17 protein-coding genes and 1 pseudogene are annotated in these 20,775 nt (G+C 68.6%); 8 read left to right on the forward strand and 10 right to left on the reverse strand.

Annotation, left to right across the window (positions count from 1 at the left end):
* The 4 genes from VGE03_RS00225 to VGE03_RS00240 all read left to right on the forward strand — a co-directional run.
* Positions 1-614: hypothetical protein (locus tag VGE03_RS00225; RefSeq protein WP_331044451.1), on the forward strand; the 614-nt coding region annotated here is incomplete at its 5' end.
* Between the two features lie 88 nt (positions 615-702).
* Positions 703-828 (forward strand): type B 50S ribosomal protein L36, encoded by a 126-nt coding sequence (gene ykgO, locus VGE03_RS00230; RefSeq protein ID WP_045655953.1) that lies wholly within the window; start codon positions 703-705, stop codon positions 826-828.
* A gap of 207 nt (positions 829-1,035) precedes the next feature.
* On the forward strand, positions 1,036-1,311 hold the full coding sequence (locus VGE03_RS00235) for a DUF2312 domain-containing protein (protein ID WP_331044452.1): 276 nt from the start codon (positions 1,036-1,038) through the stop codon (positions 1,309-1,311).
* Positions 1,312-1,417: 106 nt separating this feature from the next.
* Positions 1,418-1,732 carry a hypothetical protein gene (locus tag VGE03_RS00240; RefSeq protein WP_331044466.1) on the forward strand — a complete coding sequence of 105 codons (315 nt, stop codon included), beginning with the start codon at positions 1,418-1,420 and terminating at the stop codon, positions 1,730-1,732.
* Positions 1,733-1,800: 68 nt separating this feature from the next.
* On the opposite strand, the gene VGE03_RS00245 is transcribed toward VGE03_RS00240, so the two are convergent.
* From VGE03_RS00245 to VGE03_RS00265, 5 genes are all read right to left on the reverse strand, one after another.
* Positions 1,801-4,581, reverse strand: coding sequence for a TonB-dependent receptor (locus VGE03_RS00245; protein ID WP_331044453.1), 2,781 nt, complete (start codon positions 4,579-4,581; stop codon positions 1,801-1,803).
* A 206-nt stretch (positions 4,582-4,787) separates the two neighbouring features.
* Positions 4,788-6,272, reverse strand: coding sequence for a sigma-54 dependent transcriptional regulator (locus VGE03_RS00250; protein ID WP_331044454.1), 1,485 nt, complete (start codon positions 6,270-6,272; stop codon positions 4,788-4,790).
* A gap of 121 nt (positions 6,273-6,393) precedes the next feature.
* Positions 6,394-6,795: a DUF805 domain-containing protein gene (locus VGE03_RS00255; protein WP_331044455.1), complete on the reverse strand. Its 402-nt coding sequence runs from the start codon at positions 6,793-6,795 to the stop codon at positions 6,394-6,396.
* 51 nt (positions 6,796-6,846) lie between these two features.
* Positions 6,847-8,013, reverse strand: coding sequence for an aspartyl/asparaginyl beta-hydroxylase domain-containing protein (locus VGE03_RS00260; RefSeq protein WP_331044456.1), 1,167 nt, complete (start codon positions 8,011-8,013; stop codon positions 6,847-6,849).
* 118 nt (positions 8,014-8,131) lie between these two features.
* Positions 8,132-10,024, reverse strand: coding sequence for a DUF4153 domain-containing protein (locus VGE03_RS00265; RefSeq protein WP_331044457.1), 1,893 nt, complete (start codon positions 10,022-10,024; stop codon positions 8,132-8,134).
* 401 nt (positions 10,025-10,425) lie between these two features.
* On the opposite strand from VGE03_RS00265, the gene rplJ reads away from it, so the two are divergent.
* Both rplJ and rplL read left to right on the forward strand, forming a co-directional pair.
* Positions 10,426-10,941, forward strand: a complete 516-nt coding sequence (gene rplJ, locus VGE03_RS00270; protein ID WP_331044458.1) for a 50S ribosomal protein L10 — start codon at positions 10,426-10,428, stop codon at positions 10,939-10,941.
* A 63-nt stretch (positions 10,942-11,004) separates the two neighbouring features.
* Complete coding sequence (gene rplL / locus VGE03_RS00275) at positions 11,005-11,391, forward strand: 50S ribosomal protein L7/L12 (protein WP_331044459.1); 387 nt, start codon at positions 11,005-11,007, stop codon at positions 11,389-11,391.
* Positions 11,392-11,523: 132 nt separating this feature from the next.
* Here the strand turns inward: rplL and VGE03_RS00280 are convergent, their stop codons facing one another.
* Entirely contained in the window at positions 11,524-12,897 is a 1,374-nt protein-coding gene (locus VGE03_RS00280) for a serine hydrolase (protein WP_331044460.1), read from the reverse strand.
* A 173-nt stretch (positions 12,898-13,070) separates the two neighbouring features.
* Between VGE03_RS00280 and VGE03_RS00285 the strand changes: the two genes are divergently transcribed.
* A complete protein-coding gene (locus VGE03_RS00285; RefSeq protein ID WP_331044461.1) occupies positions 13,071-13,484 on the forward strand; it encodes a hypothetical protein in 414 nt (137 codons plus the stop codon).
* A 66-nt stretch (positions 13,485-13,550) separates the two neighbouring features.
* Here the strand turns inward: VGE03_RS00285 and VGE03_RS00290 are convergent, their stop codons facing one another.
* From VGE03_RS00290 to VGE03_RS00305, 4 genes are all read right to left on the reverse strand, one after another.
* Positions 13,551-15,527, reverse strand: coding sequence for a peptidase M61 (locus VGE03_RS00290; protein WP_331044462.1), 1,977 nt, complete (start codon positions 15,525-15,527; stop codon positions 13,551-13,553).
* Positions 15,528-15,541: 14 nt separating this feature from the next.
* Positions 15,542-17,497: a peptidase M61 gene (locus VGE03_RS00295; protein WP_331044463.1), complete on the reverse strand. Its 1,956-nt coding sequence runs from the start codon at positions 17,495-17,497 to the stop codon at positions 15,542-15,544.
* Positions 17,498-17,615: 118 nt separating this feature from the next.
* Positions 17,616-18,623: an alpha/beta hydrolase gene (locus VGE03_RS00300; RefSeq protein ID WP_331044464.1), complete on the reverse strand. Its 1,008-nt coding sequence runs from the start codon at positions 18,621-18,623 to the stop codon at positions 17,616-17,618.
* 48 nt (positions 18,624-18,671) lie between these two features.
* Positions 18,672-19,199: an FKBP-type peptidyl-prolyl cis-trans isomerase gene (locus tag VGE03_RS00305; protein WP_331044465.1), complete on the reverse strand. Its 528-nt coding sequence runs from the start codon at positions 19,197-19,199 to the stop codon at positions 18,672-18,674.
* 380 nt (positions 19,200-19,579) lie between these two features.
* On the opposite strand from VGE03_RS00305, the pseudogene VGE03_RS00310 reads away from it, so the two are divergent.
* Positions 19,580-20,775 (forward strand): annotated as a pseudogene (locus tag VGE03_RS00310) (DNA-directed RNA polymerase subunit beta); the annotation flags it as partial.

Here is a 20,775-nt window from a genome sequence, read left to right on the forward strand (position 1 = left end):
TGGTTCCCTCGGAAGATCGGGATGAGCGAAGCTTCGCGGAGGTTCGGGTCGATCTGGCTTCTGGCGAGGTTGAGGCGCTCGACAGTGAACAATGGCGGCGGGCCTTGGCCGAGGGGGACCGCGTAAACGCCTTGATCCTTATCGAGGAGGCGGAGGCCCGGGAGCGTCGGCGTTCCCCGCTCACGGCGCCCGAAACCGCAGATGACGGTGACTGGCACGCTTATCTTGCGGAGGCCTTTTTCCGCCTCGACCCGGACTGGGAGGACAACTATCCGGCGGTGAAGGTGCTGCGCAGGCCTGAGGCGGGCGATTATGCGCCGTCCCTCGGCTGGTTACGTGACGAATTGTCAGACACGGATCGATACGGTTCCCCGATCATGATCGGCTCTGCGGACGCCCTGAACCTTATCAAGGTCCTGGAGGAGATCATGGGAGCGTCGCGCCGCGGGGCTTTGAACGGGGTCAAGGTCTATGTTGCTGTAGGCGACGGCCTGTGGCCGAGGGTGCAGCGGGCGTTCGCCGGGAGCGGGGCGAGTGTGATCCAGCTCGATCCAACAGTTCCCATTCCGCAGCGGCCCGAGCGGATGCCGGAGGGGGAGGACGAACCCGGTTGACCTTCCGGCGAGTCGTCTCTATACGCACCGCTCCGCCGCAGGCTCGCCCCGCGGCTTTCTTATTTTGATTTGCCCCAGGACGACGACCATGAAGGTCCGTAGCTCGCTCAAGTCGCTGAAGACCCGCCACCGCGACTGCAAGGTCGTGCGCCGCAAGGGCAAGGTGTACGTGATCAACAAGACCGACCCGCGCTTCAAGGCCAAGCAAGGCTAAGAAGTCCTCGTGTGCTGACGCAGGCGACGCGGTCGCCTGCTGCTTGAGCACAGGTTGGAGAAGATCAGGGCTGCGGATTTCGTCCGCAGCCTTTTTCGCGTCCGGCGTTGAGTCGGGCGGCGGGACGTGGTTAGCGTCCGATCCAACGAGCGCCCCCGCCGCCTTCGGGCGAGGCGAGGGCCGGTTCCCCCTTACGGAGTTCTCCCCATGGCCGATGACGCCACCTTCGACTCGTCGCCCGACGTCCTGACCGCCACCGCCCAGGGCCGCCTGCGCTCGATCATCGAGCGTCTGGAGCGTCTGGAAGAGGACAAGCAGGCCGTCATGACCGACATGAAGGAGGTCTTCGCCGAGGCCAAGGGCGAGGGCTATGACGTCAAGACGCTGCGCAAGGTCATCCGCATCCGCAAGCAGGACAAGGCCAAGCGCCAGGAAGAGGAAGCGATCCTGGACCTGTATCTGTCGGCGCTGGGGGAGGTCTGAGACCAGGGTCGAGGGGAGAGGGTCGAGATTCGAGGGATTAGGGACTAGGGATTAGGGATTGGAGGCGGTTCGCCTCGATCCTCGAACCTCGACCCTCGCCCCCTCGATGAAGCGCAAGCCGCCGGCATCTCCCTTCGAAGCCCAGCGCAAGGCCGCCCAGCGGGCGGCGCTGAACGCCCTGAAACGCGCCCGCCGCTCGGCAGAGCAGGCGGGCGTTGCGCTGTCTGACTGGGAGGGGGAGTTCCTGGACTCGGTGTCCGAGCGGGTGAAGACCCACGGCCGCGCCTTCGGCGACCCCGAACTGGGCGCGCCCGGTCAGGCCCTGTCGGCCATGCAGGGCCGCAAGCTGAAGGAGATCACCGCCAAGGCGAAGGGGGAAGAGCCGAAGAGGCGGTGGGGGAAGAGAGGGACTAGGGACTAGGGATTAGGGATTAGAGGGCTCGGCGCCCGCGTCATCGACCTAATCCCTAATCCCTAGTCCCTAATCCCTCAGAACAGGATCTTCCGCAGCGTCAGGCTGATCACCCGGCCTTGCGGGTCCAGGTAATCCGACTGGTAGTTCAGCGGCACGTCGCCGGTCGAGGTGGAGACCTCGGGGCGGCTGTCGAACAGGTTCTGGATGCCCAGCTGGATGCGGGTGCCCTTCAGGATCGGGTATTTGGCGATTAGCTCGGCGCGCTGGTTCAGGTCCATGAACAGGTTCAGGTTCACGGTCGTCCGGTCGGCGAAGGTGATGTCCGGGCCCGTGCCGCCGTTGACGGTGGTGCCCTCGCGCCAGGTGGCGAACATGAAGCCGCCGAAGCCGTTGCGGAACACGCCCGACATCAGCTGGAACTCGTTGCGCGGGCTGCCGCCGTTGGCCGAGGTGGCGCCGCCGTCCAGCAGGTCGATGATCGGCAGGCCGTCGGCGATGGTGATCTCGTCCTGCAGGCGGACGGTGTGGAACAGGGAGATGTTCCAACGGCCCTGACCGGGCTGCATGGCCGGGCCGCGGCCGCGACCGCCGCCGGGACCGCCGCCCATGCGGACTTCCATGCGCGGACCGCCGCCGCCGCCACCGCCGCCGCCTTCAACGCGGACCGGGCCGCCGACGGGCGGACGTACGCCGCCGGGCATGCCGGGCAAGGGCGTCTGGTTGGCGGCCGCCGGGTTCGGCGTGCCGAAGGCGCGCGAGTAGTTGATGCCGGTGCGGATGTCCTGACGCTCGTACTTCTGGAAGTTCAGCGGGCGGGCGTCGATGGCGATCAGATTGCCGTCGGTGTCGCGGGTGAAGCGGCCCGGCAGGGCGGCCTCGAGGTCCGGGGTGATGGTCGGGAAGGCGGCCAGGTAGTCGTCGGTGACGCTCCAGGTCCAGGTCGACTGGATCGACAGGTCCTGACCGTCGATCGGCCGCCAGGTGCCGCCGACACGCCAGACCTGGCGGTTGTCCGAGTTGAGGTTCGGATTGCCGCCGGTGGTCTGGGTGACCAGCACGGTCTGGCCGGTGGCGAAGTCGAAGACCGGCACGTTCGGGGTCGCGATGACCGGGTCGTTCAGCTGGCTGATGCTGGGCGCGCCCTGTTCGTCGGCGTAGCTGACGAGGAAGGACAGCGGTTCGACCGGCGACCAGTTCAGGCCGATGTTATAGCTGGACAGGCCGCCGAAGTCGGACAGGTCCTCGTAGCCGAGGGTGGCGTTGACCGAGAGGTCGCCCAGGACGGGCAGGGTCTCGGTGCGGCGGCTGGCGATCGGGAAGTTGAAGGTGCCTTGGCCGTTGAAGCGGTCGCGCGACTGCGAGCGGTCGGTGGTCACGCCCAGACGGGTGCTGGTGGAATCCAGCGAACGGGTGTCGGCCCCGAATTTGAAGGTCGAGGAGATGCTGCCCGCCGGCAGGTCATAGAGGTCGCCGTTCAGCACCAGCTCGGCGCTGAGCAGCTGCGACACCGAGTTGGCGGTGTCGTTGGGAACGCGGGTGAAGTCGGTCGGGTTCAGCGTGGCGAACGGATTGGCGGTGGCGTCGTTCGCGTCCAGACGGGCCTGGAAGGCGGTCGCCGAATAGCCGCGGCCGGTGGTGGTGTCCGTTTCGGTGCGCTCGTAGTTGCCGGTGGCGGTCCAGCGCCAGTCCTCGCCGAGGAAGCCGTCGACGACCACGCCCAGCTTGCCGGCCAGGCTGTCGGTCTCGCGGCGCAGGGCGCCGGCGTCGTCGATGTAGCGGTGCACCAGGACGTCGTCCGAGAAGGGCGAGAAGCCGTTGGTGTCCGGCAGGTTCAGGCTGACGCCCGGCAGGCCGTTGAAGCTGCGGCTGGAGGTGTCGTCCAGGCTGCCGCTGATGGTCATCTGGGTGGTGCCGTTGAGGTCCCGCTTCATGGTCCCCCGGACCGTGGCGCGTTCGCTCTCGGACAGCAGGGTGCGGTAGGCGCCGAGGTCGCCGGTGCGGGCGTCGCCGGCGGCGGCGACGAAGTCGGCCAGGGTCGGGTTGGTGACGCCGGGAACCGGGCTGACCACCGAACCGCCCAGCGCCGGGTCGATCGGGTCGCCGTACGGGCTGCCGGTGACGTTGCCCGTCAGGTCATAGGGCGTCGAACCCGGATCGCGGACGATGTCGCGCTCGGACTCGAACAGCGGGGTTGAGCGCTCGTACTCGGCGTCCATCGACCAGCGGTTCGAGCCGCTGATGCGCAGGACGTTGCCCTCGATCTCGGTGGTGGTGCGGCCGCCCTGGGTCGGGCCGCGGCCGGTCAGTTCGCCGGTGAAGGAGTTGAAATTGGCCTTCAGGACGAAGTTCACCACCCGCTGCTCGGCGCGATAGCCGAACTGCAGGGCGACCTGCTCGGGCAGGATTTCGGTGCGTTCGATGGCCTCGGTCGGGATGCCCTGGATTTCCTGGAAGCCCGAGATGCGGCGGCCGTTGACGAGGAAGACCGGCTGCAGGTCGGTGCGGCCGCTGGAGCTGCGGGTCAGCGGCTCCAGATAGGTCATCAGCTCCGAGATGTTGGAGGCGCCGTAGGCCTGGATCTGGCTGGCGTCGAGGGTGACGTCCGGCGGGATGTCGGTGTCGACGCTGCCGCGCGGGCGCGAGCCGGTGACCGAGACGGTGCCCAGATCATAGGCGTCGTCGGTGTCCTCGGCGGAAGCGGCGGGGGCGGCGGGCGCCTCGTCCTGCGCATCGGCGGCCGGGGCCGGCGCGGTCGTCGGGGCGGGGGGCTGCTGCGGCGGCGTTTGCGGCGGGGTCGGCGCGGTCTGGATCACGCCGGCGAGCAGGCCGGACAACGCGGTGGTCACAAGCAGCATACGAAAAGCCTCGGGGGAGGAGTTGGAAACAGAGCAGCAAACGTGCGGCGCGCGTGTTTCCGTCGCATTTCAGCGATGAAACCAAAAGTTGCCTGCGCGCCGTCGCCTCTGTCTTTGAGGGTGTCGGGCACCGAGGCCAATGAACTTTCGTACAGGTTTGGGGCTTCCCCGGGGCGTTGCCGATTTGCAGCAGGCCCCGGGCGGGTTCAGCCCACGTCCTTCAGAGCGCCTTCGAGGCCCTGTTCGCGGACCTTGCGGTACAGGGTCGAGCGGCCGATGCCGAGGCGGCGGGCGATCTCGGACATGTGGCCCGCATAGACCTCGATCGCGTGCTGGATCAGGTCGCGCTCGATCTCCTCAAGCGTGCGCAGGTGACCGCGGTCGTCGAGGATACGGATCGGCGTATCGGGCAGGGGCGGCAGGTCGATGTCGGAGGCGTAGGGCGCGTGCGCGGTGGCCGACAACCCCTCCGTCTCGTCGCTGTCGCGCTGATCCACCTCCCCCAAGGGGGAGGAATAGACGCCCGAGATGGCCGGGAAGTCGTGCGGCTGCAGGAAGGGCGCGTCGGCCAGGATGATGGCGCGATAGACGGCGTTCTCCAGCTGGCGGACGTTGCCCGGCCAGTCGAAGGCGGCCAGCAGGGCCGAGGTCTCGGGCGAGACGCCCGCGACGCGCTTGCCTTCCTCGACGTTGAAGCGGCCGATGAAGTGATCGACCAGCGCCGGGATGTCCTCGCGACGGTCGCGCAGGGCCGGGGCCTCCAGCGGGAAGACGTTCAGGCGGTAGAACAGGTCCTCGCGGAAGCGGCCGTCGCGCACCTGTTCGGCCAGATCGCGGTTGGTCGCCGAGACGATGCGGACATCGACCTTGACCGAGCGCTTGGAGCCGACCGGGTCGATCTCGCCTTCCTGCAGGGCGCGCAGCAGCTTGACCTGCATGTCCAGCGGCAGTTCGCCGATCTCGTCCAGGAACAGGGTGCCGCCCGAGGCTTCGGCGAACTTGCCCAGATGCTTGTCGGTGGCGCCGGTGAAGCTGCCCTTCTCGTGGCCGAACAGGATCGACTCGACGAGGTTGGCGGGCAGGGCGCCGCAGTTGACGGCCACGAAGGGCTTGCCGGCGCGGTCCGAGGCGCCGTGCAGGGCGCGGGCGATGACCTCCTTGCCCACGCCGCTCTCGCCGGTGATCAGCACCGGGATGCCGGACTTGGCCGCGCGGACGCCCAGCGACTTCACGAGGCGCATGGGCGGGCTGTTGCCGACCAGATCGTCGAAGGAGGTGCGGCCGCCATGGTGCTTCTTCAGGCGGCCGACCTCGGCCGTCAGCTGGGTCAGCTGCAGGGCGTTGCGCACGCCGACCAGCAGGCGTTCGGCGGAAACGGGTTTGACGAAGAAGTCCTGGGCCCCGGCCTGCATGGCCTTCACGACGGCGTCGACGCCGCCGTTGGCGGTCAGGACGATGACCGGGGTGGTCACGCCCGCGGTGCGGATCTCGGCCAGGGCCTCCATGCCGCTCATGCCCGGCATGACCATGTCCAGCAGAACGACGTCGGCCCCGCCGCCCTTGGTCAGGCGGTCGATGGCCTGACCGCCGCCCTCGGCGTGGACGACGATATAGCCCTCGCGCTCCAGCACCGCCTGCGCGATGCGGCGCTGGGTCGGATCATCGTCGACGACAAGTACGGTCTTCGCCATGAGAGGCAGCCCCTTAGGTCCATCACCTTGGCCGGTCCTCGCAACGCGGGACTGGCTCATTCCGGGACGTTTTAACCGTCACAAGGTGAAGATCGGGTGGGCGGGCAGGGTGAGCGGACGGTTAACGGGCGGCGAGGGCGGGGCGGCCCGGCAGGATCGCGCAGGCCAGCATCAGGATGACGCCTACGCCGGGGACCGCCAGAAACGCTGACCACCAGCCGCTGTGCCCGAGATCGTGGAGCCGCCGCGCCGTGAGGGCGAACGCCGCCCAGGCCGCGGTGGCGAAGAGAACCACCACCAGTGGAACGGACAGCGCGGCGGGCAGGGCGGACAGAACGCCAGCGTCCAGACCTCGTCCAAGGGTGGACCAGGGCTTGTCGATGGCTGCGCCGAGATCCTCGGCGGAGAACGCTGAACCGGTGAGAAGCGCAACGGCGACGACGAGGCCGAAGAACAACGCCAATGTGGAGGCGTATGCCCGTCGGCTCAGGCGACCGGACGGCGAAAGCAGGTGTGCGATCATGGATTGTCCTCCTGATCTCGACACTATCCCTGCGAGCGCATCGCGCAACCCCTAGCGCCCCTCCATGAACTCCCGCTGGGCCTTCATCATGGTGGTGATGAGGGCCTTCTCGCCGTCGGAGAGCCAGGGGTTCCAGACGTCGAAGATCAGGATGACCCGCATCTGGTCGGCGTCGTTCCACGCCTCGTGCTCGATGGTGTCGTCGAAGACCCAGGCCTGTCCCATCTCCCACTGACGGGTGGTGTTGCCGACCCGGAAGCGGGCCGGGCCGGGCAGGATCAGCGGCAGGTGGCACAGCAGCCGGGTATTGGCCGAGCCGGTGTGGGCCGGGATGTGGGTGTGGGGCTGCAGGGCCGAGAAGACGGCGGTGGGGGCGAAGCCGTCCTGATGCGCCATCGGCAGGCTTTCCAGCAGGGCGGCGGTCTCGGGGCAGCGGTCGGTGACGGAGGTCTGCTTGACCCCGTCGCGCCACAGCCAGAGCGAGGTCCATTTGCGCGAATGGTTCAGCTCGCCCCACTGGTTGACCGGCGCGCCCTTGGGATAGGCGATGTAGGGGGCGAAGTCGTCGAAGGCGCCGTCCAGCAGGTCGGCGAGCTCCTTCTGGATGACCGGGGTGGCCGCCTCCAGCGTCTCCAGCCACGGGAACAGCGACCGGTCATAGAAGGGAATGGCGGGCAGGCGCGGGTAGTTGAGCAGGATGGGCTCCTGCTTGGGCGGCGCCTTCACGCCCGCGTAGATTTCCAGCCCCTCGTCGAAACGATCGAGCGACGCGGCGTCGACCTCGCCCCGCATGGCCGACACGGCGGCGCGCATGTGATCGCGCAGGGCCTCGGCCTGACGTTTCACCACGCCGTCCGCATGGTCGATCTGGGCCGCCAGCGCCGGGGGGCACTGGGCGCGCGGCGGGGCGATCTTCAGGGCGTTGCGATAGACGTCGACGGCGGTGCGTTCGCCCGACAGCTTCTCCAGCATGGCCGCCTTGGCCAGCAGGGCGACGAAGTCATACGGCTGGATGGCCAGGGCGTCGTCCAGCACCGTCAGCGAGCCGTTGAAGTCGCCGAGCAGGCGCAGCGCCAGGGCCCGGTTCAGGATGCTGTTGTGCGTGCGGCCGCCGAGGGCGTCCGCCTGATCCAGCAGGTGCAGGGCGCCCGCCGGATCGCGACGCGCGATCGCCTCCGCGGCGCGCCGCAGCAGCTCGTCCTGTCCGCCCGTGTTCAATGCGCTATCCCCCGATGCGCGAAACATGAACTGAACGTAATGTTGAGCCGGTCGTCCGGGTCAAGAGCGCTTTTGTGCGCCGCCGCAGATTGGCGGCGGCTGTGGCGGGAATGCGAGGTCAGCGATCCGCGGTCACCGTCGCGGGCACGCCCGAAGGGGGCGGGCAGCGGGCGGCGTCGGGGATTTCGGGCGCGACCGCGGGGGCGTCGCCGAAAGCGAGGTCCGGCCAGCGTGGCGCCTGGATACGAACCAGACCCTTCCGGAGCCGGTCGCGGGCGTCGTCGCGTCCTGCGACACAGCGCAGGTGGCCGTACTCGGCCTCGGCCGTCCAGGTCCCGGCGGCGTTCCGGGCCCACAAGGTGGTCCTGAAAGCCTGCGCGACCAGAATTTCTACGGCGCCGTCGCCGTCCAGATCGCGGGTGGTGGCGACGCAGGCGCCCGGTTGGGTGCAGAGGCTGCGAACGTCGTCGGCCTGCACCGGGCCCAGGAAATCGGCCGGAAGCGGCGCGCCGACGACCTCGTAGACGGGAGTCTGGTCCGGGCGGCCGACGTTCTCACCGTCCCAGCGGTTCTCCAGCGCGATCGCCTCGCGGGCCCGGCGGACGACCTCGGGGTTGGTGGCGCGGGTCAGCTTGCGCAGGGCCGCCTCGCCGACCTTGCCGCTTTCGAAGCGCAGGAACCGGTAGTCGAAGCGCTGTGGGGTGACCGCGCCGCGCTCCAGCCGGGCGACCTGATCGCCGACGGACAGGCCGGCGGGATCGGCGATGGGGCTGAACAGGGCGAGGATGACGAGGATGGCCAGGGCGGCGGTCAGGACGTTGGTGCGCTCCAGCGGCTGCATCCAGTCGGCGTCCTTGCGGGTGAAGGGCCGGAGCGCGGCGAAGCCGTAGCCGCCGGCGTAGGCCGCGCCGATCAGGGCGCAGGCGAGGGCGATGATGCGGTCGGGCGTCAGGCCGTGCTGGCCGATGCGCAGGGCCAGACCCCAGAAGGCGAGCACGACCAGCGGCGTCAGCAGGACGGCGGCAACGCGTACGGCCCAGCGCAGGACCGCGGGCGGCAGATTGTCGGCGCGTCCGTCCTGATAGGCGGTGTTGATGAGGATGATCAGGGCCGCGGCGGCCGACAGGACCAGGGCGGTGGCGCTGCCGGTGTTCCACAGGGCGCTGACGCCGGTGAAGGGCAGGGCGGCGAGGAAGCCCGCCGCCAGCAGGGTCATGAGCAGGAGCAGCCACGACAGCAGCATCAGGGCGACGCTGCGCACGCCCCGGATCAGGCCGTCGCGGACGTCGGTCAGATGGACGGCGACGGCGAACATCAGGGTGGTCACCGGGATGGAGAACCAGGACCGGTTGATCAGGTCCTGCAGGAATTTGAGCCCGATGACCTCGAACAGGGCCGCGCCGAGGTGGAGCAGAATCCAGAAGGCGCCGGTGAAGCCGACGGACAGGGCCAGCTGGACCCCGGCCTTCCAGGTCGTGTCGAAATAGGTGGGGTAGGCGGCGATCCGCTTCCGCTCCAGATCGGCGGCCAGGATCAGGTGGTGGCCGATGAACAGGGCTGCGCCGGCGAACAGGGGCATGGGCCAGGGCAGGAAGGGCGGGCGGCTGCGCGGGCCGTACTCGCTGATCGACTGGGCGGCGACGCCGTGCCAGCCCAGCAGGGCGAGGAAGGCTGTGGCGCCGACGATCCAGAACAACAGGGTGCGAAGGCGCATCCGCCCGGCGCCCGCCAGCAGCAGGACCGGGACCATGACGAGAATCATCGCCAGCGGTCCGAACAGCTCGGGCACGGAGGCGGGCCAGAGGGGCGGGACCACCTCGGGAGGGTTTGGGCCGTGCGACGCCAGCCATGCGTCGGTGGAATGCCGGTAGGTGAGCGCCTCGGCGGACCGGTACAGCCACCACAGGGCGGCGCCCTGCAGCAGGCCGATGACCAGCCGGAACCCGGCCAGGGCGGGCGTGCCGCTGCGGCCCAGACTGTTGCGGCCGGTGGCTTCGGTGGCGTCGGTCATGGGGCTCCCCTCCCTTTATGAGGGCGAACCTGCCCCGGATTCCCGTCGTTGTCGTGAGGATTTCCTGTGCAGGCGCCCTCCATGCCCGCGACGGCTTGAGTTTCCGGCGATTGCGTGTATAGAGCGCGCCTTCTCCGTCGCAGCCCTCGGGACGCGGCGGTCCTGTCCGAGAACTTCGGGGCGTGGGGGCCACCCACTGCCGTAACTGTCAGGGAGCCCCCTGACGCCGTGGGGAGATGGGGATGCAGACGATCGCCGTCACCCGGTTTTCCGGGGGCACGGGGTTTGAGCTTCCTTCGGACAATACGACCGGCCTGAACGTCTCGCAGCGATGCGCGGCGCTTTGGCCATAACGTCGTCGGGAATAAGCCCGGCGGCGAGTACCAAGACTGGAGACCGCAATGGACCGCGCACAAAAAGCCGAGTCGATCGAAACGCTGAAGGGCGTTTTCGCCGACGCGGGCGCCGTGGTCGTGACCCACAACCTGGGTCTGACCGTTGCGGAAATGGAAGACCTGCGTGGCCGCCTGCGTACTGCCGGCGGCGCGTTCAAGGTGGTGAAGAACCGCCTGGCGCTGAAGGCGCTCGAAGCCGAAGAAGGCAGCGAATACCACGGCCTGTTCAAGGGCCCGGTGGGCATCGCCTACGCTGCTGACCCGGTGACGGCCGCCAAGGTCTCGTCGGAATTCGCCAAGGGCAACGACAAGTTCGTGATCCTGGGCGGCTTCATGGGCGAGACGGTCGTGGACGCGAAGGGTGTCGACACCCTCGCCAAGCTGCCGTCGCTGGACCAGATCCGCGCTCAACTGCTGGGCCTGATCAACGCTCCCGCGACTCGCATCGCCGGCGTCGTTCAAGCTCCGGCGGCCCAACTGGCCCGCGTTTTCAACGCCTACGCCACGAAGGACGCCGCGTAAGCGGACCCGCACCTTTCATCTCTGCACACTCTCTGAACCTCATCCTACCGAAGGAACTATCCCATGGCTGATCTCGCCAAAATCGTTGAAGACCTGTCGGCTCTGACCGTCCTGGAAGCCGCTGAACTGTCGAAGCTGCTGGAAGAAAAGTGGGGCGTGAGCGCCGCTGCTCCGGTCGCCATGGCCGCCGCTCCGGCTGCCGGCGGTGGTGACGCCGCTCCGGCCGGCGAAGAGCAAACCGAGTTCACCGTTGTCCTGATCGACGGCGGCGACAAGAAGATCAACGTCATCAAGGAAGTCCGCGGCGTCCGTTCGGACCTGGGCCTCAAGGAAGCCAAGGACCTGGTCGAAGGCGCTCCGCAGAACGTCGTTGAAAACGTCTCGAAGCAAACCGCCGAAGAGATCAAGAAGAAGCTGGAAGAAGCCGGCGCCAAGATCCAGATCAAGTAATCTGGCTTCTGGCAGTCGCTGTCCGCAGCGACGGCTTGAACGGTTTGACGGGCCGGGGAGCAATCCCCGGCCCGTTTTCTTTTGCGCATGGGCCGGAGGAAAACCTTCGCCCGCTTTCTTTTGCCCGTCAGGTCAGCGTTTGCGGCCCGGGATCTCGCGGCCGTTCTGGTGCAGGGTCAGGCTCTCGACCGCGCCTGAGGCGTCTCGGGTGAAGGTGATGCGCGCATCGACCAGACGCAGGAAGAAGGCGTCCTCGGCCTCGGCCGAAAGGCCCAGTTGCTGCTGGCCGGTGGCCTGCGCGGTCAGGCCGCCGTCCACGACCGCGATGGTGATCGCGAAGCCGGGTGCGAGGTCGTAGACCCCCTCGTAGGCGCGCAGGGTCTCGACGGGGACGGCGATCTCGCGACGCTCTTCCGCCAGGGTGACGGTCCCGCCGTTGGCCAGGGTCATCAGGTCGACGCCGATCCGGTCGGGCGCGGGGCCGTTGAGGTTGCCCAGAACGATGACCGTCATGTCGCTGCCGGTGTCGTGGCCCATCCAGGTGTTGAAGCCCTCGATCCCGCCGCTGTGCTGCAGGAGGACGCCGCCTTCACTGGGCCTGACGCCAAGACCCAGGGCGTAGCCGTTGCGGACCGGGGTGGTGAGCAGGGCCATCGACTCCGCGTTCAGCAGCCGCCCGCCGAACAGCCCCTGTTCCCACTTCAGCAGGTCGCGGGTGGTCGAATAGAGGGCGCCCGCGCCCTGGGGCACGACCATGTTGACGTACTCGGCGTTGATCACCCCGCCGCCGGGCGCCGGCGTATAGCCCGAGGCGCGGCGCGGCAGGATGGCGGACGAGACGTCATAGCCGCTGTCGGTCATGCCCAGCGGGCGGAAGATGTGCTCGGCGACATAGTCGGCGTAGGTCTGGCCGCCGGCCTTCTCGATGATCAGGCTGAGCAGCAGATAGCCGGAGTTGGAATAGGCCCAGCCCTCGCCGGGCGGGAAGTCCAGCGGCAGGTCGCGGAACAGGGCCAGGGTGGCCTCCGGCGTGGTCTCCTGCATCTTGTAGGCGCGGAAGCTCTCGAGCGCGGTGACGTTGGGCAGGCCCGCGGTGTGGGCCATCAGCTGGCGCGGGGTGATGGCGTCCCAGGCGGCCGGGGCGTCGGTGATCCAGGTGCGGATGGGGGCGTCGATGTCGACCAGTCCGCGCTCGCGCAGTTGCAGGATGGCGACGGCGGTGAACTGCTTGCTGACCGAGCCCAGGCGGAATTTGGTGTCGCCGTCGTTGGGGACGCCCCATTCGCGATTGGCCTGGCCGTAGCCCTGATCCAGCAGGATCTCGCCGCCGCGCGCGACCAGGACCGAGCCGGTGAATTCATTGCGGTCAGTGGAGGCCTGGATGATCTGCTCCATGCGGCCGACATCCTGCGCGAACACGGGACCGGCGCCGACCATCAGGGCGGTCAGGGCGACGAAGGCCATGGGCGCGCGAAGGCGCCGGGCGAAATGAACGCGATTGGACACCGGCAATCCCCTTTGAAGCGTGGCGGCACGCTGAATGAAGGAAGAGGCGCAGGAGTAACGGAAAGGATGCGGGCCGCGGGATTATGTTTCGGTAATGCGCCGGGACGGTCAATGACCGGATGACAGGCCGGGGCGACCTGTGTCTTTGTGCGCGCGCATCAGGGGAGACCACAATGAAGATCATCGTTCCGGCCGCCGTCGCGGCCCTGCTGGCGCTCGGCGCCTGTTCGCAAGCCGAGGACAAGGCGGCCGAGCCGGCCTCGGCGTCCACCGCCGCGCCGGCCGCCGCGGCGCCTGCCGCGCCTGCCGCGGCCACGGGGCTGGCCAAGGCGGCCTTCGTCGGCCTGCCGCAGTCCTGTCAGGAGCTGGCGGACAAGATGGACCATCTGCGCGGCTGCGTGGCCAAGGCGGCGCAGGGGCAGCTGTCGGCGGCCGAGATCGCCGCGACGGACGAGCAGAGCCGCCAGCAGGCCGTGGCCATGGCCACCGACCTGCGCGCGCTGGGCCCGGAACAGGCTGCACAGGCCTGCACGGCCAATCACGAGATGATGGATGAGATGAAGCAGGCGATGGGCGGCGACTGCTGATCGCCTGACCCGTTCGACGCGGACATCACCGGCCCTGACGGTTCGCCGTCAGGGCCGGTTTGCGTTTCAGCGCGTGCGCGGGGCGAAGATGTCGGCCAGTCGGTCGCGCGTGCCCTCGATGCGGACCAGACGCGGGTAGCGCAGGCCGCCGTGATAATCGAACTCGACGGTGCGGAACTCGTCGCCGCGCTTGAGCACCAGACGGATCGGTTCCGGGCTGGTCTTCGCGGCGGTGACGGCGGCGCGCAGGGCCTCGGCCGAGCCGACGCGGTCGCCGACGGCGATAAGTTCCCAGCCTGCGCCCAGTCCCTGGTCGAAGGCGGGCGAACCCCAGCGGACGCCGGTGATGCGCGTCCCCGACAGATTGAAGCCCAGCGAGTACTGGAAGTCCGAGCCCCAGCCGCCGAACATCCGCTTCTCGACGGGAGTCAGCTCATCGACATAGGTCAGACGCCAGCCGGCGCGCTCGAGACCGTCCAGCGGCGCCCTGGCGTCCGGGCCGACGGCGTCCAGACGGGTGCGCAGGAAGGTGGCCCAGTCGTGCGGATAGACGGCGTTCAGGGTCGAGACCACGTCCTCGAACGTATAGGGGCGGGCCTCCCAGACCCCGTCCTCGACGCCGAAGAAGGCGCGGGCGAAGTCGTCCAGCGACTTGCGGTCGTTGGTCCCGGCGCGGATCAGGGTGTCGGCGTCCAGCCAGATCAGCAGGGCTTCGCGATAGTAGTCGCCGGTGCCGCGCATCCATGAGGACCACGGATTGGTCGTGCGGTAGCCCAGCAGGTTGTGGTTGGTGGTGTCCTGCAGCGCGCGCCACTGGCGGCCGGGCTGGTTGTCGTAGAAGCCCGCGACCTCGGCCAGATTGACGACCGCCTCCTCGAAGGTGCCGAGGCCCGATCGCGGGGTCAGAACGTCGCCCCAGTACTCGGTCTGGCCCTCATAGACCCACATCAGGCTGTTCTGGGTCGGGACGTTGAGGTTGGCGACGTACTCGTCGGACGGACGGCGGAACTTGCCGTTCCAGCTGTGGACGTACTCGTGCGGCAGCAGGCCGCGCGCGCCGTAGGCCGGGCTGGCGCTGGCGAAGTAGTTGGGGGCGGCGGTGTTCTCGGACGAGCGGTGGTGCTCCAGACCGATGCCGCCCATCTGGCCGGTCAGGGCCAGCAGGAACTCGTACCGGTCATAGTGGCGGGCGCCGAACAGGCGGTCGGCCTGATCGACCAGGGCCTCGTACTTCGCCGTCCACTCGGGGGTGATGTTGATCGAGGCGGCGGTGTCGCCGACCAGGTTCAGGTGCACCGGCGAGCGGCCGCCCGGATCGATGTCGACGCGGCGGTAGTGACGGCCCGCGAACATCGGGCTGTCGGCCAGGTGCTCCAGATTGATCGGGGCGAAGGTGGCCACGTCACCCTCGCGGCCCGTGGTGTCCAGCGCCACGCCGTAGTTCCAGCCGGTCGGCAGGACGACCGAGGGGGCGAACATGATCCGGCTGTGGTTGTAGCCCGCCGGATAGAGCAGGGCCTTCTCCCACTGGAGGTTGACCATGTCCTGGGTCATGACCACGCGCCAGACGGCGTTGTCGGGCTGGGTCAGCCATTCGAAGCCGACCTCGATGGTCGAGACGCCCGCGGGGATGTCGAGGTGGAAGGCGTGGGGATCGACGGTGTCGCGGACCCACTCGATCCGTTGGCCGGCGCCGGTGACGGTCAGGCCCGAGATCAGCTGGATCGGGCCGGTGTCGGCGTGGTTGCCCGGAATGAATTTCGGATACTGCAGCACCAGATGGCCCGCCGTGACGGGGATGGTCTGGCGGGTGCGGATGACCTTGTGATCCAGATCGGTCAGGTCGACGCGGATGCCGATGACGCCCGGATAGGCGCGGTCCTGCGGCGCCGGGATCGGCGGCAGGGCGTGCGGCAGGCTGGTCGGCGCAGGCAGGGGCGTCTGGGCCTGCGAGGCGGGGGCCTGCGAGGCCGGGGCCGTCTGGGCCAGGGCGGGCGTGGCCGTGGTGGCGAGCAGCAGGGCGAGGGCGGCGGACTTGTACATGGGCATACCCGGGATCAGCGGCGACGCGGGGCGAGGATGTCGCCGAGGCGGTCAGGGGTTCCCTCGATCCGCTCGAGGTGCGGGTAGCGAAGGCCGTCGTGGTAGTCGAATTCGATGGTGCGGAAGCGGTCGCCCCGCTTGAGCATCACCTGGATCGGGGTGGTGTTGCCCTTCGAGGCAGTGATGGCCTCGGCGATGGCCGAGGCGCTGGCGGCGCGGCCGTTCACGGCGACCACTTCCCAGCCCGAGGTCAGGCCGGCCTCGAACGCGGGCGAGCCCCAGCGGACGCCGGTGACGCGATTGGAGGTGTTGAGCGACAGGCCCAGCGAATACTGGAAGTCGACCCGGCCCAGTTCGGTGTTCAGGGCGCGGGAGTAGGCGTTCGGCGTCTCGCGCCAGACCAGCCGGTAGCCGCCGCGCTCGATGCCCGCCAGCGGCCCGTGGGCCTCGGGGCCGACCGCATCCAGCCGCTCGCGCAGGAAGGCCGCCCAGTCATTGCGCTCGACGCCGTTCAGGGTCGAGGTGACGTCGGTGAAGGTATAGGGCGCCGGGTCCCAATTGCCGTCCTGCACGCCGAAGAAGGCCTTGGCGAAGTCGTCCAGCGAGCGGCGGCCGCCCGACTGCTCGCGGATCAGGGTGTCGGCGTCCAGCCAGATCATCGCGCCCTCGCGGTAGTAGTCCTCGCTGCGCTGGCGGCTGGGCCAGGGCTGGGCGCGGCGCTGGGCGATGATTGGGTCGTTGGTGGTGTCCTGCATGGCCCGCCATTCGCGGCCCGGGTTGCCGTCGGCGTAGGTCGCGGCGGTGTTGGCGAAGACGTCCAGCGCCTGCTGCTTGGTCATCAGACCGGCGCGGGCGGTCAGGATCAGGCCCCAGTACTGGGTCTGGCCCTCATAGACCCAGAGCAGGGAGTTCTGCAGCGGCTCGTTGAGGGTCGGGGTCAGTTGGTCGGCGGGGCGACGCCACTTGCCGTTCCAGCTGTGGGTGTACTCGTGACCCAGCAGGTCGCGGTCGGCGAGGGTGCCGGTCGGATCGGTGAAGTATTTGGTGTCGACGCTGTTCTCGGACGAGCGCTGGTGCTCCAGCCCGATGCCGCCGAGCCGGTCGGTCACCGCCAGCAGGAAGTCGTAGTGGTTGAAATGGCGGGCGCCGAACAGGCGGTCGGCCTGACGGACCAGCTCCTGATGCTGGGCGATGTGGGCGTCGGTGGCGGCCAGCTGTTCGGCGCTGTCGGCGACGACGTTCAGGCGGACCGGCGAGCGGCCGTTCGGATCAAGGTCGATCTGGCGGTAGTGGACCCCGGCGAACAGCGGGCTGTCGGCGAAATGCTCCAGGGTGATCGGCGCGAAGACCGCGACGCCGTTCTGGAAGGAGCGGGTGTCCAGCGCCGTGCCGTACTGCCAGCCCGCGGGCAGGCGCAGGGTCGGCTCGAAGGTGATCCGGCGCGAGTAGTAGCCCGCCGGATAGAGCAGGGCCTTCTCCCACTGGATGTTCAGCATCTCGTCGGTGATGACCACCCGGCCCTGTGACCCGTCGATCGGCGTCAGCCATTTGAACGACACCTCGACCTCCGACACGCCCGCCGGGACCTCGACCTGGAAGGCGTTGGTCTGGACGGTGTTGCGGACCCAGCGCAGGGGCTGGCCGCCGGCGGTGATCTGCAGGTCGGCGATGTCGTCGACCGGTCCGACCGGGCCGTGGTTGCCGGGGATCCACTGTGGATAGAGCAGGATCAACGGGCCGGGAGCCGCGACCGGGACGGTCTGCTTGATCGAGACGATGCGGCGATCGATGTCGGTGGCGTCCACCTCGATGCCGATGACGCCGGGATAGGGGGCGTCGCGCGGGGTCGGGATCGGGGCCAGGGCCACCGGCAGGGCGGGCGCGCCGACCTGGGCCAGGGCGGGCGCCGAGCCGAGCAGAAGCGCCGCAGCGCAGGCGGAGACGAGCAGGCGGGCGGAGGGACGCAGCATACGGGACTCGGGCAGGGCGGCTGAAAGGAAGGGCGGCAGATCACTTCGCGGAGGGACGGGGGTCAACCCGATGCACCGCCCGCGGCATTAAATCCCTGTCATCTTGGCGGTTCCACCCTCACCGGGGCGAGGCGAGGGCGGCGATCAGGGCGGCGTGGAAGGCTTCGGGCGATTCGACCTGCGGCGAGTGTCCGAGATCGGGGAAGGCGATCAGCCGGGCCTCGGGGATGGCGTTGACCGTGCGGCGGCCCAGCAGGTCGTAGCGACCCAGCCGGGCCTGAACCTCGGGCGCGGCCCGCGCGGCGCCCGGGGCGGTGCGATCCAGCTCGCCGATGAACAGAAGGACGGGGACCCGCAGGTTCGGCAACTCATGCACGACCGGCTGGGTGAAGATCATGTCGGAGGTCAGCGCCTGGCTCCGGGCGACGATCTCGCCGCCCGGTCCGGCGTACATCCCGGCCAGCATGGCCACCGGCTCATCGTACCGGGGCTGCCAGTCGCCGTCATAGTAGAAGCGCCGCTGGTAGGCCTTGATGCTGTCGAAGGTGGTGCGGCGCTCGCCCGCGAAGGCGTCGTCCAGCCGGGCCCAGGGCACGCCCTCGGCCTGCCAGTCCTCCAGCCCGATCGGATTGACCAGCACCAGCCGGGAGACGGCGTCCGGATTCTGCAGGGCGTAGCGAATGCCCAGCATGCCGCCCATGGAATGACCCATGACGATGGGCCGCTCGACGCCCAGACTGTCCAGCAGGGCGCGGGTGTTGGCGGCGAGCTGGGACAGGGTGAACTGGTAGCTGTCAGGCTTGGACGACTTGCAGAAGCCGATCTGGTCGACGGCGATGACGCGGTAGCCGTCGGCGGTCAGGGCGTTGATCGTCGGCGCCCAGGTGGCGGCGCAGAAATTCTTGCCGTGGAGCAGGACGATGGTCCGGCCGTTCGGCGCGGCGGTCGGCGCCACGTCCACATAGGCCATCTCCAGCGCCTGCCGCTGGGAGGTGAAGGCGAAGGTGTGGACCGGGAAGGGGTACTCATACCCCTCCAGCCGGGGGCCGTAGGTCGGCCGCTCCTGCGCATGGACGACCGGCGCGGCCGCGAGGAGCAGGCCGGCGAGAAGGAGGGGGCGAAGCATGGGCGGCCTTTCTGGGAGATCAGGCGACGGACGCCCGGCCGGTCAGGCTCAGGACGCCGGTTTCACTTCCAGCAGTTCGACCGTGAACAACAGGGTCGAGTTGGGCGGCAATTCGTCGCCGCCGACCCAGCGCTCGCCGTAGCCGAGCGAGGCGGGAATGACGAATTCGAACCGTTCGCCCTCGCGCATCAGGCCCACGCCCTCGGTCCAGCCGCGGATGACCCGGTTCAACGGAAACTCGGTCGGCTCGTTGCGGGACCAGGAGCTGTCGAACTCACGCCCGTCGATGAAGGTCCCCCGGTAGTGGACGCGGACCGTGTCGGTCGATGCGGGCTGGCGGCCCTCCGGGTTGGCGCGGCCGATGCGGCGGTACTGCAGGCCGCTTTCGGTGGTGGTCCAGCCCGGGCGGCCCCCGTTCCAGTCCAGATAGGCCCGGTTGCCGGCGTCCCAGTTGGCTTGGCTCGACTCGCCGACCGGCGCGCGGACGACCGAGGTCGGGGCCTCCAGCGGCTTCGGCGCGGAGGCGCAGGCGGCGAGGGTCAGGGCGGCGGCGGAGACGATCAGGATGCGCTTCATAAGGCGACGCTAGCCGGACTTGGCGGGCTCGGGAAGGGACCCCATATCGGCCCCCGACGGCAGGCGTCCCGAAAAGGGCAAGACGAATTCCGCCGGACCGTCAGGATTTTCCACAACGACCTTTATTTCGCCGCCAAAGCGAGTATATCAGCCCGTTCCGCTAACTCCGTATGAGTCTGCGCGAAAGCGCCGAGGCCCGGTTTGTCGCCCTCCGACCGGTGCGAAGGCGCGCTCCTCCCCAAGGGAGCCTTACAATTCAGGTGTCCTGGGACCGCAAGGCCCGAGGGTGGACGCCGAAACCGATCGTCACGGATCGCCACCCGGCGGCCTGTGGCTGCTGCATTTGAAACGGCCTGCCCGGGCCGTATTGGGAAGACAGAATGGCCAAGTCCAAAGCGGAACTCACCGTCAACGGTCAGTTCCTCACCGCCACCTCGTTCACCGGCAAGAAGCGCATCCGTCACTCGTTCGGCCGCATTCCGGAAGCGGTGCAGATGCCGAACCTGATCGAGGTTCAGCGCGCGTCGTATGAACAGTTCCTCCAGCGCGAGAGCCGTCCGGGCCTGCGCACCGACGAGGGCATCGAGGCGGTCTTCAAGTCGGTCTTCCCGATCAAGGACTTCAACGAACGCGCCATCCTCGAATACGTCTCGTACGAGTTCGAAGAGCCCAAGTACGACGTCGAGGAGTGCATCCAGCGCGACATGACCTTCGCCGCGCCGCTGAAGGTCAAGCTGCGCCTGATCGTGTTCGAGATGGACGAAGAGACCGGCGCGCGCTCGGTCAAGGACATCAAGGAGCAGGACGTCTACATGGGCGACATCCCGCTCATGACCGACAAGGGCACCTTCATCGTCAACGGGACCGAGCGGGTGATCGTGTCCCAGATGCACCGTTCGCCGGGCGTCTTCTTCGACCACGACAAGGGCAAGACGCACAGCTCGGGCAAGCTGCTGTTCGCCGCCCGCGTGATCCCGTACCGCGGCTCGTGGCTGGACTTCGAGTTCGACGCCAAGGACATCGTCTACGTCCGTATCGACCGTCGCCGCAAGCTGCCGGCCTCGACCTTCCTGATGGCCCTGGGCATGGACGGCGAGGAAATCCTCAAGACCTTCTACGAGACCGTGCCCTACGAGAAGCGCGGCGAAGGCTGGGTCACGCCGTACAAGGCCGAGCGCTGGCGCGGTGTGAAGCCGGAGTTCGACCTGGTCGACGCCGACACCGGTGAAGTGATCGCCGCCGCCGGCACCAAGATCAGCGCCCGTCAGGCCAAGAAGCTGGGTGACACGACCACGTCGCTGTCGCTGGCCGCCGACGCCCTGCTGACCCGCTACCTGGCCGCCGACGCGGTCAACTACGAGACCGGTGAAATCTACGCCGAGGCCGGCGACGAGCTGGACCAGGCCACGATCAACCTGCTGGAAGAGCAGGGCTTCACCACCATCGACGTGCTGGACATCGACCACGTCACGGTCGGCGCCTACATGCGCAACACCCTGCGCATCGACAAGAACACCGGCCGCGAGGACGCGCTGTTCGACGTCTATCGCGTGATGCGCCCGGGCGAGCCGCCGAC

Origin of the sequence: Brevundimonas sp. (genome assembly GCF_036400995.1) — a bacterium.
Lineage (GTDB): Bacteria > Pseudomonadota > Alphaproteobacteria > Caulobacterales > Caulobacteraceae > Brevundimonas.

Coding starts and splice junctions, on each gene's coding strand:
- ykgO (WP_045655953.1), top strand. CDS start 703: ATGAAGGTCCGTAGCTCGCTCAAGTCGCTGAAGACCCGCCACCGCGAC.
- VGE03_RS00235 (WP_331044452.1), top strand. CDS start 1,036: ATGGCCGATGACGCCACCTTCGACTCGTCGCCCGACGTCCTGACCGCC.
- VGE03_RS00240 (WP_331044466.1), top strand. CDS start 1,418: ATGAAGCGCAAGCCGCCGGCATCTCCCTTCGAAGCCCAGCGCAAGGCC.
- VGE03_RS00245 (WP_331044453.1), bottom strand. CDS start 4,581: ATGCTGCTTGTGACCACCGCGTTGTCCGGCCTGCTCGCCGGCGTGATC.
- VGE03_RS00250 (WP_331044454.1), bottom strand. CDS start 6,272: ATGGCGAAGACCGTACTTGTCGTCGACGATGATCCGACCCAGCGCCGC.
- VGE03_RS00255 (WP_331044455.1), bottom strand. CDS start 6,795: ATGATCGCACACCTGCTTTCGCCGTCCGGTCGCCTGAGCCGACGGGCA.
- VGE03_RS00265 (WP_331044457.1), bottom strand. CDS start 10,024: ATGACCGACGCCACCGAAGCCACCGGCCGCAACAGTCTGGGCCGCAGC.
- rplJ (WP_331044458.1), top strand. CDS start 10,426: ATGGACCGCGCACAAAAAGCCGAGTCGATCGAAACGCTGAAGGGCGTT.
- rplL (WP_331044459.1), top strand. CDS start 11,005: ATGGCTGATCTCGCCAAAATCGTTGAAGACCTGTCGGCTCTGACCGTC.
- VGE03_RS00285 (WP_331044461.1), top strand. CDS start 13,071: ATGAAGATCATCGTTCCGGCCGCCGTCGCGGCCCTGCTGGCGCTCGGC.
- VGE03_RS00290 (WP_331044462.1), bottom strand. CDS start 15,527: ATGTACAAGTCCGCCGCCCTCGCCCTGCTGCTCGCCACCACGGCCACG.
- VGE03_RS00295 (WP_331044463.1), bottom strand. CDS start 17,497: ATGCTGCGTCCCTCCGCCCGCCTGCTCGTCTCCGCCTGCGCTGCGGCG.
- VGE03_RS00300 (WP_331044464.1), bottom strand. CDS start 18,623: ATGCTTCGCCCCCTCCTTCTCGCCGGCCTGCTCCTCGCGGCCGCGCCG.
- VGE03_RS00305 (WP_331044465.1), bottom strand. CDS start 19,199: ATGAAGCGCATCCTGATCGTCTCCGCCGCCGCCCTGACCCTCGCCGCC.